The sequence below is a fragment of the Chryseobacterium sp. HMWF035 genome (genome assembly GCF_003094695.1).
In the GTDB taxonomy this organism is placed as follows: domain Bacteria; phylum Bacteroidota; class Bacteroidia; order Flavobacteriales; family Weeksellaceae; genus Chryseobacterium; species Chryseobacterium gambrini.
Map to the genome: position 1 here is coordinate 29,459 of NZ_QEHP01000096.1, position 13,941 is coordinate 43,399.

13 protein-coding genes are annotated in these 13,941 nt (G+C 36.1%); 10 read left to right on the forward strand and 3 right to left on the reverse strand.

The window, feature by feature from the left end; all coding sequences use genetic code 11:
- Position 1 precedes the first annotated feature (1 nt).
- Complete coding sequence (locus tag DD829_RS14500) at positions 2-2,965, reverse strand: tetratricopeptide repeat protein (protein WP_108409576.1); 2,964 nt, start codon at positions 2,963-2,965, stop codon at positions 2-4.
- Positions 2,966-3,214: 249 nt separating this feature from the next.
- On the opposite strand from DD829_RS14500, the gene DD829_RS14505 reads away from it, so the two are divergent.
- Genes DD829_RS14505 through DD829_RS14520 form a run of 4 tightly spaced genes read left to right on the forward strand, consistent with a single transcriptional unit; the run spans position 3,215 to position 6,245 of the window.
- A complete protein-coding gene (locus DD829_RS14505) occupies positions 3,215-4,885 on the forward strand; it encodes an APC family permease (RefSeq protein WP_108409577.1) in 1,671 nt (556 codons plus the stop codon).
- A 4-nt stretch (positions 4,886-4,889) separates the two neighbouring features.
- The gene (locus tag DD829_RS14510) at positions 4,890-5,498 is read left to right on the forward strand and encodes a hypothetical protein (protein ID WP_123906878.1); all 609 of its coding nucleotides are present in this window, start codon (positions 4,890-4,892) and stop codon (positions 5,496-5,498) included.
- 5 nt (positions 5,499-5,503) lie between these two features.
- Complete coding sequence (locus tag DD829_RS14515; RefSeq protein WP_108409579.1) at positions 5,504-5,842, forward strand: DUF962 domain-containing protein; 339 nt, start codon at positions 5,504-5,506, stop codon at positions 5,840-5,842.
- A 55-nt stretch (positions 5,843-5,897) separates the two neighbouring features.
- Positions 5,898-6,245: a DUF4377 domain-containing protein gene (locus tag DD829_RS14520; protein ID WP_076394622.1), complete on the forward strand. Its 348-nt coding sequence runs from the start codon at positions 5,898-5,900 to the stop codon at positions 6,243-6,245.
- A gap of 35 nt (positions 6,246-6,280) precedes the next feature.
- Here the strand turns inward: DD829_RS14520 and DD829_RS14525 are convergent, their stop codons facing one another.
- Together DD829_RS14525 and DD829_RS14530 are read right to left on the reverse strand one after the other, a co-directional pair.
- Positions 6,281-7,231, reverse strand: a complete 951-nt coding sequence (locus DD829_RS14525) for an SPFH domain-containing protein (protein WP_076394624.1) — start codon at positions 7,229-7,231, stop codon at positions 6,281-6,283.
- A gap of 238 nt (positions 7,232-7,469) precedes the next feature.
- Positions 7,470-8,825 (reverse strand): deoxyguanosinetriphosphate triphosphohydrolase, encoded by a 1,356-nt coding sequence (locus tag DD829_RS14530; protein WP_108409885.1) that lies wholly within the window; start codon positions 8,823-8,825, stop codon positions 7,470-7,472.
- A gap of 162 nt (positions 8,826-8,987) precedes the next feature.
- Between DD829_RS14530 and DD829_RS14535 the strand changes: the two genes are divergently transcribed.
- The 6 genes from DD829_RS14535 to DD829_RS14560 all read left to right on the forward strand — a co-directional run bounded on the left by DD829_RS14535 (position 8,988) and on the right by DD829_RS14560 (position 13,811).
- Entirely contained in the window at positions 8,988-9,530 is a 543-nt protein-coding gene (locus tag DD829_RS14535; RefSeq protein ID WP_108409423.1) for a hypothetical protein, read from the forward strand.
- A gap of 92 nt (positions 9,531-9,622) precedes the next feature.
- On the forward strand, positions 9,623-10,438 hold the full coding sequence (locus tag DD829_RS14540) for an SDR family oxidoreductase (protein ID WP_108409422.1): 816 nt from the start codon (positions 9,623-9,625) through the stop codon (positions 10,436-10,438).
- Between the two features lie 7 nt (positions 10,439-10,445).
- Positions 10,446-10,817 carry a DoxX family protein gene (locus DD829_RS14545; protein ID WP_108409421.1) on the forward strand — a complete coding sequence of 124 codons (372 nt, stop codon included), beginning with the start codon at positions 10,446-10,448 and terminating at the stop codon, positions 10,815-10,817.
- 69 nt (positions 10,818-10,886) lie between these two features.
- Positions 10,887-11,804 (forward strand): helix-turn-helix domain-containing protein, encoded by a 918-nt coding sequence (locus tag DD829_RS14550; protein WP_108409420.1) that lies wholly within the window; start codon positions 10,887-10,889, stop codon positions 11,802-11,804.
- Between the two features lie 174 nt (positions 11,805-11,978).
- The gene (locus tag DD829_RS14555) at positions 11,979-12,713 is read left to right on the forward strand and encodes an endonuclease (RefSeq protein WP_108409419.1); all 735 of its coding nucleotides are present in this window, start codon (positions 11,979-11,981) and stop codon (positions 12,711-12,713) included.
- Between the two features lie 15 nt (positions 12,714-12,728).
- On the forward strand, positions 12,729-13,811 hold the full coding sequence (locus DD829_RS14560) for a hypothetical protein (protein WP_108409418.1): 1,083 nt from the start codon (positions 12,729-12,731) through the stop codon (positions 13,809-13,811).
- Positions 13,812-13,941 lie beyond the last annotated feature (130 nt).

Consider the following 13,941-nt stretch of genomic DNA (forward strand, 5'->3'; position numbering starts at 1 on the left):
TTTACTTTTTAATCTGCTTTTTAACTTCCTTCGCTTCTGCAACAATCTCAGGGAAATCCTTGTAGTTCTCAATGATCTGATCACAAGTATAACTTGCCTGATAATTGTCTTTCAGACCAACATAGTTTTTCGCCATCAGAACAAGCGCTTTTGCCCCCCAATATTCTTCGGAAGCATAATTATTGGCTAATTTAAAGATCGTTTCATTAGAGGACTTAAACGCTTTTCCTTTGTTTTGATAATAAGCTTTCGCGTAGAGAGATTCTGCGGCAACTGAGGTGTTTGATGATTTTTCAAGAGAAGCGTAAGCCGACTGTGCGTCTTTGTCTTTTCCTGAATTCATCAGACTTCTTGCCTTAATTACTTTTGCCGTCTCAATAACCGCCGCAGAGTTTTTATTGTTGGCAATCACCGCATCGGCTAATTTTTCGGCCTGAGAGAAGTTCTTTTCATCGGCATAAACTTTCATCAGTTCAACATTGGCGTAATTTTTAATGTTAACGTCTGATGAGTTTTTAATATTTTCAAGATATTTTTTAGCTTCAGCTGTATTCCCCTGATTGACATAGATTTGCGCTAAACGGGTTTGTGCATCATCCTGATAATCGTTCTGAACATTGGCAACTTCCTGTAAAACCAACAGTGCTTTTGTAGTATCTTTGATCTGATAATAACTTTCACCAAGCTCATATTTTGCCTGATAAAGCCCTTCTCCGGTCGGATTCTGCGTTAAATATTTTTCGTAGTAAGAAATCGCATTTTTGTAATCTTTCTTCGTGAAATACTGTTTCGCTGTCGAAAGATTAATTTCATCAATTTCTGAAGCATCAATATTAACTCCTAAATTTCTTGCGAAAGTTTCGTAACCGGAAACATCCCCGTTCTTTGTAAAGATTGGTTTTGCAGCCTGAACGATTTTTTCAGCATACGCCGTATTTTTATACTGTTCTCCAAGAGATCTCAGTTCAGACAAAGCCTTATCATTTTGGTTCTGGTCAATGTAGTTTTGTGCTCTGTAAATCGATGCATTGGCAACCAAATCTTTATCAGACGAAGTTTTAATCACTTTATTAAAGTAATCATTTGAATTACTGAAATCGTCCTGCGCTGCGTAAGCTGTCCCGATTTCGTATTGTGCATCATCATAATAATCAGAATCCGGATATTTGGATAAAAGGTTTTTCAGGTTGGTAATTTTCGCCTGAGTATCACCTTTAAATCCTAAAGCCATTGCTTTCTGATACAGTGTATAATCTGTGGCGTCTTCATTTTTATCATAAATGGCAATCGCTTCGTTCAGGTTATTGTTTGCGTAATTAATATCTGCCAAACGAAGTTCTGCATCATTTTTAAACTCAGGTTTCGGGTTTGCTAAATATTGCTTGAAATACGTTTCCGCCTGATCGAATTTTTTAGATTTGAAATAAGCATAGCCTAAATCATAAGATAATTGTTGTTTTTCAGGAAAATTTTCGCCCAGTAATTTTTCATAACGGGCGATTGCGGAAGGATAATTTCCTTTCTGATAATACACCTGTCCTAACCAGTATAATGCTCTGTTGTTGAATTCTTTATTGATGTTAAATCCTAAACTTCTTAAGAAATAATTTTCCGCTTCATCATAATTTCCTTTGTTGAATTCTTCAGTTCCCAAAAGATAAGAAACTTCCTGATCGATCTTATTGATTTCCTGCGTTGAGCTCTGTAAACGGTCAATCGCATTCAGGGTTTCCTTATAATTTCCGGAATATAAATAGGATTTCACCAAAAGTGATCTCATTTCTGAAGCATTGGTTCCGTTTTGGTTTTCATTAATATAATTCTGGATTACCGTCGAAGCACTTTCAAACGGATTTCCGATGTCGTAGCTTAATTTGGCGTACTGTTCATGCGCAAGCTTTTTCACATTCTTATCATAATTCATCTGATACGCAGAACGGAAAGCAGAAAGTGCTTCCTGTTTTTTACCAACCGCCAGATAAGCATTTCCAAGCTGATAATAAGCATTCTGAGCCAATGCAGAATTGCTGTTCAGTAATTGATTGTAATAAGAAACTGCTTCGTCATATTTTTTAAGCTGAGCCGCTACAAATCCCATCTCGTAAAGATCATTTTCAGACGGATTTTGCTGAACGCTCAGATAATCTTTCAAATGCGGGTACGCCGAAGTGTAATCGTCTTTCATGAAATAACTTTCACCGATGATCTTATGAACTTCCGCTTTATAGGAATCTGAAATATCTTCATTCAGTAAAGCAGTTCCTTCGGAGATCGCTTTATCATAATCTTTATCATTGTAGTACATCTGAACATAGTAAGGACGCACCAGTTTAGAATATTTCGGTTCTTCTTTAATAGAATCAAAATAACGGAACGCTTTATCATTCTGTCTGTTGGAATAATATAAATGTCCCAACATATAAGCAATATCGCCTCTTTGAGACTGATCTGCCGTTTTATAAGCTTCTTCCAGTGCATCTGTTGCGCCTTTGGAATCGCCCATCATGAATTTGGCATAGCCCAGTTTCAGAATGTACTGTGTATTTTCTTCTTTTGAAAGCTGATATTGGTTTACTTTTTTCAGAGTTTCCAGAGCTTTGGCGAAATCTTTTTTAGCCAAATAATAATCAGCCAACGGTAAATTTGCCTGTGCAAAATACGCAGAGTTCGGATATTCTTTCATAAAAGCGGTTAATCCTTCTTCCGCATGATTTTTCTGAAGAATGACGCCGATCACGTTATCAAAAAACTGCGCAGCTTCTTTTCTCGAACGTGACAAATGCTGATTGTAGAAATATTGTCTGGCGTATTCGTATTGTGAAGCGTTGTATATTTTGGTCTGATAAAGATTTTCAGCGAGATTGAATCTGTAGTTTTCTTTTTGGGTAAAGTACTGAGACTGTTGCGCATCGGAGATCCCGAAATACATTACAGCAGCCGCTAAAAGTATTTTTTTCGATTTCATTAATTTTAAATTTTAACATGAAGAAGCCTGAAAACCAGGTTCAGATATTTAAAATTACGGGAATTTTTATCCACAATTTATCAACGAAAATATTGAAAAGATATTGTATAAACAAGCGTTTTAACACATTGTTAGTAACTGAATATTTTTTTAAGACTTCTTAACTTTTTAATAAGAAACCTTAAGAAAATAAAAATTATTTCAGAGAAATAATTACATTTGCTTTTTTCGAATCAAATATAGAATTGAATGAATCAACTTTTTAGAAGAAAAATCTATTCAGAGACAGACACATCTACGAGTTTATTGAGGGTTTTGGGTGTTTGGGACATCGTATTTTTTGGTATTGCCGCCATTATCGGAGCCGGAAGTTTCAGCAGTCTCGGCGAAGCCGTCTTCAGAGGAGGCCCCGGTGTGATCTTATTATATTTGATTTGTGGTTTTGCGTGCGGTTTTACTGCACTTTGCTATGCAGAATTTGCGAGCAGAATCCCGACTGCGGGTTCCGCGTATACTTATGCGTATGCAAGTTTCGGGGAATTAATAGCATGGATCATCGGTTGGGCGCTGATTATGGAATATTCTTTCGGGAATATCTATGTTGCCTTTTCGTGGTCGGATTATTTTACAAGTTTCCTGCACCGTTTAGGAATGCATATTCCCGACTATCTTACGTGCAGTTATACCGAAGCTAAAAAAGCTTTTATGAGCGGCTCCGAAAACAAAGAACTGATTAATGCATGGACGAATGCTCCGTTAATAGGAAGTTTAAAATTCATCGTTGATGTTCCGGCTTTGGTCATCAACGGATTGATTACATGGCTGTGTTATGTAGGAGTTAAGGAAAGTAAAAACTTCAATAACGCTTTGGTAATCCTGAAATTAGCGGTGATTGTTTTAGTGATTTTAGTGGGATTTGCTTACATCAATACAGATAACTGGACGCCTTTAAATCCGGAAACTCAGGTTACTTCTTTCATGCCGAATGGTTTTGCGGGGGTAATGAGTGCGGTTTCGGGAGTTTTCTTCGCTTATATCGGGTTTGATGCCTTAAGTGTGCTTTCGGAAGAAACAAAAGATCCTCAGAAAACACTTCCGAAGGGAATGATCATTTCTTTGGTATTGTGTACATTTATTTATATTGCTTTAACGCTGGTTCTTACCGGAATGGTGGATTACAGAAAATTTGACGGCGTTGGAGATCCGCTTTCCTTTATTTTTGAAAAAGGAAACGCCAATGTTGCATGGATGGAACTTGTTGTGTCGTTTGTAGCGATTGTAGCCATTACAACCGTTCTTTTGGTGTTCCAAATGGGACAGCCGAGAATCTGGTACGCCATGAGCCGTGACGGACTGATGCCACAGAAATTTCAGACGGTACATCCAAAATATAAAACACCATCGTTTGCAACCTTGGTTACAGGAATTGTTGTCGGAATTCCGATTTTATTTACCGATAAATCTTTCATCCTCGATTTTACAAGTATCGGAACTATTTTCGCGTTTGTTTTGGTTTGTGCAGGAGTTTTAATGCTTCCGGCAAAAGAAAAGATCAAAGGAAGATTTCATTTACCTTACATCAACGGAAAGCTTATTTTCCCTGTTATTTTCATCGGAGGATTAGTGGTTTTCTATTTCTGGCAGCCTGATTTTTTCCATAATTTAATGGACTGGAAAGATCCTAAAGAAGGTGAATTCAGAGCTTCTATTTTCTTCTTTATTCTGGTTAATTTACTGCTTTTTGTATTGACGTTTGTTAAAAATCTATCTCTGATCCCGTTAATCGGATTAAGCTCTTGTTTGTATCTTCTTACCGGAATGAGCCATGACAACTGGTTCTGGTTTGGACTGTGGTTTGCTGTAGGTTTAGTAATCTATTTCTGCTACGGATACAGAAACAGCAAACTCGGAAAAGCTTAATTGTATGATGAAATACCTGCTTGTTTTTTCGCTTCTGTTATTAGCGGGATGTAAAAAGACATCTGAGCAGGAAATCAATTCGGCTGATAAACGTACAGAAATAAAACAGAGTTATAAAGAATATTTAACAGCAATTCATCAAAAAACAAAAGCAGAGAAAAAGCAGTATTTTTTTAAATTTATCAATAATGATGTTCCTCAATACTGGGCAAAAACACCATGGTCTTTTGCAGGAACTTCCAGAGAGCCGAAGAAGGGAAGTATTGCCTGCGGATATTTTGTAACGAATACTTTATCGGATTACGGTTTTGATATCAACAGAACGTATCTCGCGCAGCAGGCTTCTTCCGTAATGATAAAAAAGCTCTGTAAGGATATAAAATATTTCAGCAAAAGACAGGATCTGGAGCATTATATTTTAGGAAAAAATAAAAATCAGGTATATATTGTAGGACTGGATTTTCATACGGGTTACATTACCCGCGAAAACAAAGACACTTATTTTATTCATTCCAATTACATTAAGAATGAAGGTGTAATAAAGGAACTGACTAAAAATTCACGGGCATTGAATGCTTCTAAGACGTTTATGATTGGAACTTTAAATTACTAATAATTATGTCTGAAAGAATTAAAACCTTCAAAGAATTTTACCGGTTTTATCTTACGGAACACAGTAAAACAGGGACAAGAATCTTTCATTTTCTGGGAACCCTGCTTGTCTTTTTTGTGATAGGATATGTTATCAGCTCCGGAAAAGAACGGTTTCTCTGGTACGTCCCGATCTTCGGGTACGGATTCGCGTGGTTCAGCCATGCTGTAATTGAAAAAAATAAACCTGCAACCTTCAAATATCCGGTTTGGTCGCTGATCTCAGATTTCAGGCTTTTTTTTGAACTGTTGATCGGGAGACAGAAATTTTGGGGAGTTTCAGATAAAAAACCTGCTGAAAAGTAAATTTTAAGATCATTTCACGGCACAGTAATTGCAACCCTGTCCTAAAATTTTATTTATGAAAAATTTCACAACATTTTTAAAAGTAACGTTTTCGGCAATTTTTGTTATGATTCTTACGCAGTGTACAACTTCTTCCAACGTTGCTGCTGCGAACGAAAAGACATTTATTGTAGGTCCTGAAACCGCAGACTGCACCGGAGTTGCACCCATGAAATGTCTTCAGGTAAAAGAAAACGCTTCAGATTCGTGGACGAATTTTTATACCAATATCGAAGGCTTCACTTATGAACCGGGTTATGAATATGTTTTAAAAGTAAAAACAGAAAAAATAGAAAATCCTCCGGCAGACGGATCTTCCATAAGATACACTTTGGTAAAGCAAATATCTAAAACTAAAAAATAAACAATAAAACCTCCGGAATTTCCGGAGGTTTTGCTTTATCTGCTGTTGTTTGTATTGTGATCGTGATCATTCGGCGGTTTAGGATAATTTCCTTTGGTCATTTCTCCTACTGTATTGGCAGTGGTCATGGCGGCCACAAGATCATTCAGCATTCCGCTTGCTGCGGTGGGCGAATTGGGCAGTAAAACAAGATTGCTTCTGTTGCTTGCTCCCACAGAATGAAGCGTGTCATAATGCTGCGTTACAACAATAAGCGCAGATGCTTCGTGAGAGTTGATATTAACGTTGTTCAGCATTCTTACAGACTCTTCCAGACCTTTTGCAATTTCTCTTCTCTGGTCTGCAATACCTTGTCCCTGCAGTTTTTTAGATTCTGCTTCGGCTTTTGCCACGGCTACAATTCTTATTCTCTGGGCTTCAGATTCGTATTCTGCGGCTGTTTTTTCTCTTTCGGCAGCGTTGATTCTGTTCATGGCGTGTTTTACCTGCTCATCCGGATCGATATCTGTAACCAGAGCTTTGATGATATCATATCCGTAACTCTGCATGGCTTCCTGAAGTTCTGCTTTTACAGCGATGGCAATATCATCTTTTTTTAAGAAAACATCATCCAGTTTTAATTTCGGAACTTCGGCTCTTACGACATCAAAAACATATGATGTAATCTGGTCGTGCGGACTTTCCAGCCTGTAAAAAGCATCGGCAACCTGTGTTCTGATCACCTGAAACTGTACGGAGATCTTCATTTTCACAAAAACATTATCCAGAGTCTTCGTATCAATCATTACATCCAGTTGCTGGATTCTGAGGTTCATTCTTTTTGAGATTCTGTCCAGATAAGGGATTTTAAGCTGCAAACCTGCATGACGGACGGAGTGAAATTTTCCGAGTCGCTCTACAATTGCCGCAGTTTCCTGTTTCACTGTGAAAAAAGAAGCAAATAAGGTTACCAATCCGATAAAAACAATAATTCCTAAATATGTCATAATTTGATTTTTTTATGGGGTGTAAATTTTTAATTAACTGAAAAACATTTGTCTGTGTTTGTTTAAATATATAAAAAATAATTTAAACGTTACCGCTATGATAATGAACAGTTGATTTGCACGGAGAAAAAAGAAATTTACGGTGAGTTCAGGGCATAAAAAAACTTCAACAATTTTAAATTGAAGAAGTTCCTGATTTTTAAATCCTGATAGTCGTTTTTGTATATCTAAAAAACATTTATACCGTCATTCCGATGTCGATTCCTTTAATTTTACGGTAAAGATCGGTTGCATAATTATCCGTCATTCCTGAAACAAAATCTATTACACCCAAAACTTTCTGGTAATCGGTCCCATCGTCGTATACAAATTGTTTTGGAAGTAATTTTAACGCTTTTTTGTCGTAAGATTTTCTTTCATCATGTGATTTGAGAATGGAGGGAATAAAATGATCCAGCAATTCGTACATTACATTATAACCTGCATTTTCAATTTCCACCACCGCTTTATGGTTGTAAATTTTTTCTATCGAGAAAGATTCAATATCCTGCAAAGCATTATTTTCAGACTTATAAATATCCAGAAGACCTTTTTCTAAATTTCCTTCCAGAATGGTATTAAAGTTATTTTTATAAAGCTCAATCGATTTGTTGATTAATGCATTGATTACTTTAGCTCTTAAATAAGAAATCTGTTCGTTTTCGTTTCCTATGGAATCCAGCTTGTCTTTTACCCGTTTTATATCGTCGGTTTCAGATTTTACCAGTTCAAAGAACAGGTTTTTGCAGTCCGCGGTAGAAACTATTCCCAATCGGTGCGCATCTTCCATGTCGATAATATTGTAACAGATATCATCTGCTGCTTCAACCAGCCAGACAAAAGGATGTCGCTTAAAAATATAAGGTTCTTCGCTTTCTGAAATTAAATTTGTGCCTTTTGCAATTTCAAGGAAAATATCTTTTTCGTTCTGAAAGAATCCGAACTTTTTACGGTGAATGATTCCTTTCTTTTTAGCAATGGCTTCACAAGGATATTTGGCGATACTTGCTAAAGTAGAAAAGGTAAGCTGAATTCCTCCCGCATCTTTTCCCTGCTGTTGCTGCGCCAGAACTCTTATTGCATTCGCATTTCCCTCAAAATTCACCAGATCCGCCCATTCTTTTTCGTTGAATTTCGGCTTTAAATCAGATTCATTTCTTTCAAAATAACTCGCAATCGCATCTTCTCCGGAATGTCCAAAAGCGGGATTTCCGACATCATGACAGAGACAAGCCGCCGCAATAACGTTGCCTAAATTGTGAAGGTAAAAGTTTTTGGAATCTTCTGTAAGATCATTTTTAAATTCGTCATGAATAAACTCACCCATTACACTTCCCAGACTTCTTCCAACGGACGAAACTTCCAGTGAATGCGTTAAACGGTTGTGTACAAAAACACTTCCCGGAAGCGGAAAAACCTGCGTTTTATTCTGCAGTCTGCGGAAAGCCGAAGAGAAAATAATTCTGTCAAAATCCCTCTGAAAATCCGTTCTTGAAGCCTTTGTCTGTGGATTGTTTCCGGTACGCTGATTCGTGAAAATCTGGTTTAAGTTCATCATTTTTCAAAATTACTTCAAATTTTATTTTTTACGAACTAATCGGAAGGATTTTTCTTAAAAATATCGTGTTTCCCGCTTTTGTTTTTCCGTAAAATACCTGTGACATTTTGCAGATTTTCATCGTAATTTTAGGATCATTAACTCCAAAAAACTGAAATCATGTCCGAATTTTTTAAACAAATCCTTGGAAGCACGATTGTTACAGGATTTTTCACCGCAATAATTGCTTATTTCTTTCACAAAAGAACAGAAAAATACAATTCCGTTTTGAAAAGGGAATTTGAAGCATTATCCAAAAAAGATACGGCTTATTTTGAATGGCGGAAAAATACCGTAGAATTGTTGGGGCAGGTTTACATTCATCTGAACCGTTTAAAGCTCGCTTTTCAGAACAAATATTCCAAAATACAGGAATATGACGGATTCTATGAAGATGAAATTATTTTAAAATCCAATCAACACATCAGAGATCTGCTCATCAATAATGGTCATGCTTTGCCTCCTGAATTACTGGACGAAGCCACAAAACTGATCGAACATTTCGATGTGTGGTTAACGAAATACAATCAAACAAGAATTTTGGATAAAGATTTTAATTCAAAACAAATTTACGTGGGCCCCGATGGTTTCCGTTTCCCTGAAAATGCCGAAAAACTGTTCAAAGAAAAATATATTGAAATGTTTAAAGAACTTCATCGCTAGTTTTTGGATACAATATTCTGAGATTTGGCTACAAATATCCGGACAGATCGGCTGAAATTTGTATCATCATTAACAATTTAAATTAAAAAAAGATGGAATCAAAAATCTGGCTGATCACAGGAGCATCAAAAGGTTTTGGAAAAGTATGGGCAGAAGCTGCATTGAAGCGAGGAGATAAAGTAGCAGCAACGGCACGAAATACTGAAACGCTGAAAGAACTGGTATCTGAATATGGTGATTCCGTATTGCCAGTAACATTAGATGTAGACAATAGACAAGATTGTTTTTCAGCCGTTGAAAAAGTAGTCAGTCATTTTGGAAAATTAGATATCCTTATTAATAATGCAGGGTATGGACATTTCGGATATGTAGAAGAAATTTCTGAAGCTGAGGCAAGGCAGCAAATTGAAACCAATGTATTTGGTTCTCTGTGGATGATTCAGGCGGTTTTACCTATTATGAGAGACCAAAAAGCGGGACACATCTTACAGGTATCAAGTATTGGCGGAGTAATGGCGTTTCCAAGTCTTAGTATTTATCATGCTTCAAAATGGGCTGTAGAAGGAATATGCGAGTCTCTAAATCAGGAAGTTGCTCAGTTCGGCATCAAAACAACCTTAATAGAACCTGCTGCTTATGCAACAGACTGGGCTACGACTTCAGCAAGCCACAGCAAACCCATCGAAGCGTACAGCACACTAAGGAGCGCTATGCTTGAAAACAGCAAAAATATGTCTTTTGGTAATCCGGAAGCAACTGCCGATGCGATTTTAAAATTGACAGATGCCGAAAATCCGCCATTGAGACTGTTTTTAGGATCGCTTCCTTTGATGATGATTGAACCTGCTTACAACAAAAGGCTAGAAACATGGAAAGAATGGAAAGAAGTTTCAGAAAATGCTCAATAGGTAAAAAATGAAAAAAGTAAAAATTATATTGCTTTATCTTTTAGCCGCTTTTTACTTTCTTATGGGTTTGATGCATCTCATTAAACCGGAACAGTATAATGCGATGATGCCTTCGTGGCTTCCATCGCATTCACTGCTGATTTTATTAAGCGGCGTTGCCGAAATTGCATTGGCGGTTCTGCTTATTCCATTAAAAACCAGAGCAATGTCGGCTCAATTAATTATTGTAATGTTACTTGTTTTTTTCTTTGTAATCCACATTCCTCAAAGTGTTGATTATTACAGAACCGGTAACGAGAATTTTACAGCAAGTATAATAAGGCTGCCTTTTCAGTTTTTGCTGATTGCCTGGGCTTGGCTGTTTATAAAAGACAAATAATAAGAATCGAAATCATTAAAACAGGACAGGATTTTGTTTTGCTTTAATGATTTTTTATAAGTTTGAAAGATGGGAAATAAAATACCGAATATAAAAATAAATTCCGTTTCTGAACTGCACAGTCTGTTGGGACTTTCAAAGCCATTGCATCCTCTGATAAGTCTAATAAAAATGGATGATATTGGACGTTCTGATACCAAAGGAAAAGTAAATTTTAGTCTTAATTTTTACGGAATATCTCTGAAGAAAAATCTGAAGGGAAAACTAAAGTATGGTCAAAATTATTACGATTTCGATGAAGGTGTACTGGGAATGACCGCCCCTCAACAAGTCTTATCGGCTGACAGTGAAGATAACTATGAGGTTTCGGGTTGGTGGCTGGTTTTTCATCAGGATTTTATTTTGAATTATCCTCTGGGCAAAACCATTAAAGATTATGGTTTTTTTTCGTATTCTATAAATGAAGCCCTGCATTTATCGGATAAAGAAGAAAAAATGTTAGAAGGAATTTTCAAAAGTATAGAGCAGGAATATCAGACTTCAATAGACCAGTTCAGTCAGGATGTCATGGTTTCCCAACTGGAATTATTGCTTAACTATTGCAACAGATTTTACAACAGACAATTTCTTACCCGCAAAAAAGCAAGCAATGATTTGCTCGTTAAAATGGAAACTTTGCTTGATGAATATTTCAACAGTAATAAGATCATAGAGTCAGGACTTCCGTCTGTTCAGTATCTTTCGGAGCAGCTTCATGTTTCGCCCAATTATCTGAGTGATATGCTGAAGTCGCTAACGGGACAGAGTACGCAGCAACATATTCACCATAAAATTATTGAACAGGCTAAAGTGATATTAACCTCTACCAATTTATCCGTTGGTGAAATAGCTTATCAGCTTGGTTTTGAGCATTCTCAATCTTTCAATAAATTATTTAAAAGCAAGACCAATTTAACCCCGAAAGAATTCAGGGCTTCATTTAACTGAAAAGCGGAATGATCATAAAAAGATTCTTCCTGTCTTTTGTTTAGGCTTATCCAGTTTTAAATTTATTATTACCGACAATCCTCACAAGAATCTGTCCCGAAATCCAAAACGTTTATGAATAAATAAAAATTCATGGCAAAATAATTGTTGTGTACATTTTCAAATTCATATTCTATGCCCGAAGGTCCACCGATTGTTCTGATGAAAGAAGATCTGCAGAAATTTGCAGGCGAAAAAGTAATGGAGGTAAAAGGAAATTCGATTACTGAAACTACAGGAATTAAAGATCATATTTTACGCGAAATCAAAACCTTCGGAAAGCAGACGTTTTTAATTTTTGATAAAGCGAATATCCGGATTCATTTGCTGATGTTTGGTTCTTACAGCTTATTTGAAAGAAAAGATCAGGAGCAGAATCTTCGTTTGGGCTTAACGTTTAAGAACTGCGGAATGTTTTTTTATACCTGCAATGTAAAAACGGTAAAAGATAAATTTTTAAAAGATATCGATTGGGAAGCCGATGTAATGAGTGATCTGTGGAATCCCGAAAAGGCAGAGGAAAGGCTGAAAACAAATCCTGAAATGATGGTTTGTGATGCTTTGATGGATCAGGATATTTTTGCGGGAGTGGGGAATATTATTAAAAATGAAGCTTTGTTCAGAATTGGAGTTCATCCTGAAACTTTTATTAAAAATTTACCTTCAAAAAAATTAAAGGAACTGATTGCAGAAGCCAGAAATTACAGTTTCGATTTTAAGAAATGGAAAAAAGCGAATATCCTGAGAAAACATTTTGAAGTGTATCATCAGGAAAAATGCCCGAAATGCGGTCTGGAAATTGTGAAAAAAGAAACCGGAAAAGGAAAGAGAACGAGTTTTTTCTGTGAAAAAGATCAGAAATTGTATTAGAAAAATGCATCAGCCATGAAATTCACGTATATTCTAATTCCTCTTGTGTTGTTTTCCTGTAAACAGTATGAAATTGACAGAAACTGCTTTAAAAGCGAAAATAAAAAAGAATCTCAATACGAAGAATCTGAGTTGGATCAGCCTGAAACCATTATCAAATCTAATCCGAAACATGTAAAATTTTCCGTCGATGCAAACTTTAAAAGTTTTGAGGAAGAACAGGATGAAATTAACAGTAGTTTTTTTGATGAAAAGGATAGCAAAAAGCGGATGGATGAATATAACCTGAAATTTTCTGAACTGAAGAAAAATTTCGGCGATCAGTTTTATTATAAAAATATTCAGAAAGAAAATGGTCTGATCTATGGAATTGGTGAAAACCAGTTTGGATACTGGCTTCTTGAAATTAAAAACAATATTCCCAATGCTTATTATCTGGGGTTGAGTAAATTTACCCATCTTAATGAAAATCAGCCTGAAATTTTTGTTTTCGGAAACAGCATCATACTTTCCGGAAGTTTTGTAAGAATAAGCGGAAATTGGGCATATCCCGAATCTCCATCAAAAGAAGCCGTAAAAGACAGGCTGGTTTTTGATATTGATCTGAAAGAAGTTTTAAAAGACAGCGATAAAGACCGCTTTAATGATCTGTTTGAAAAACTAATCTTATTAAATCCGGATTCAGCAGATACGGATAAAGACGGAATAAATGATTTTACCGATAAAAATCCCCTGTACAAATCTGAAAAATCAAAGTTTTCGGATCTGTATTCTCAAATTGTGAATGACGATTACGAACAGTTTCATTTCTCTGAAAGCCATTACTTTTTCGCAGGATATTTTTCAGACTGCGATTATTTTCAAAAGATGAATCCTGAAAGCATCAAAGTTCTTATTTATCCTGAAAAAGAACAGTCTCATTTAGAATCAGATTATCGTCTCGGAATGTTTCCTGATTATATCGGAAAGATAAAAAAAACCGATGATAAAGAACGGTTTCTGATCGATTACGGAAGTGGGTTGGGTGGCGGATTTATAGAAGCTGTTTTCACAAGCGGTAAATGGACATTAAAAAAGACACAGACGATTGTGATTTGACTTATCGATCTTAGTTTGACCTTAATCCTCTTTATAATTGAGTGAATTTATAGATTCTACTTTTATCATTTTCCTATATCATCTGGAAAAAATTGTAGGAAATAACTATTCTTCTTTAAAAATTTCTGTT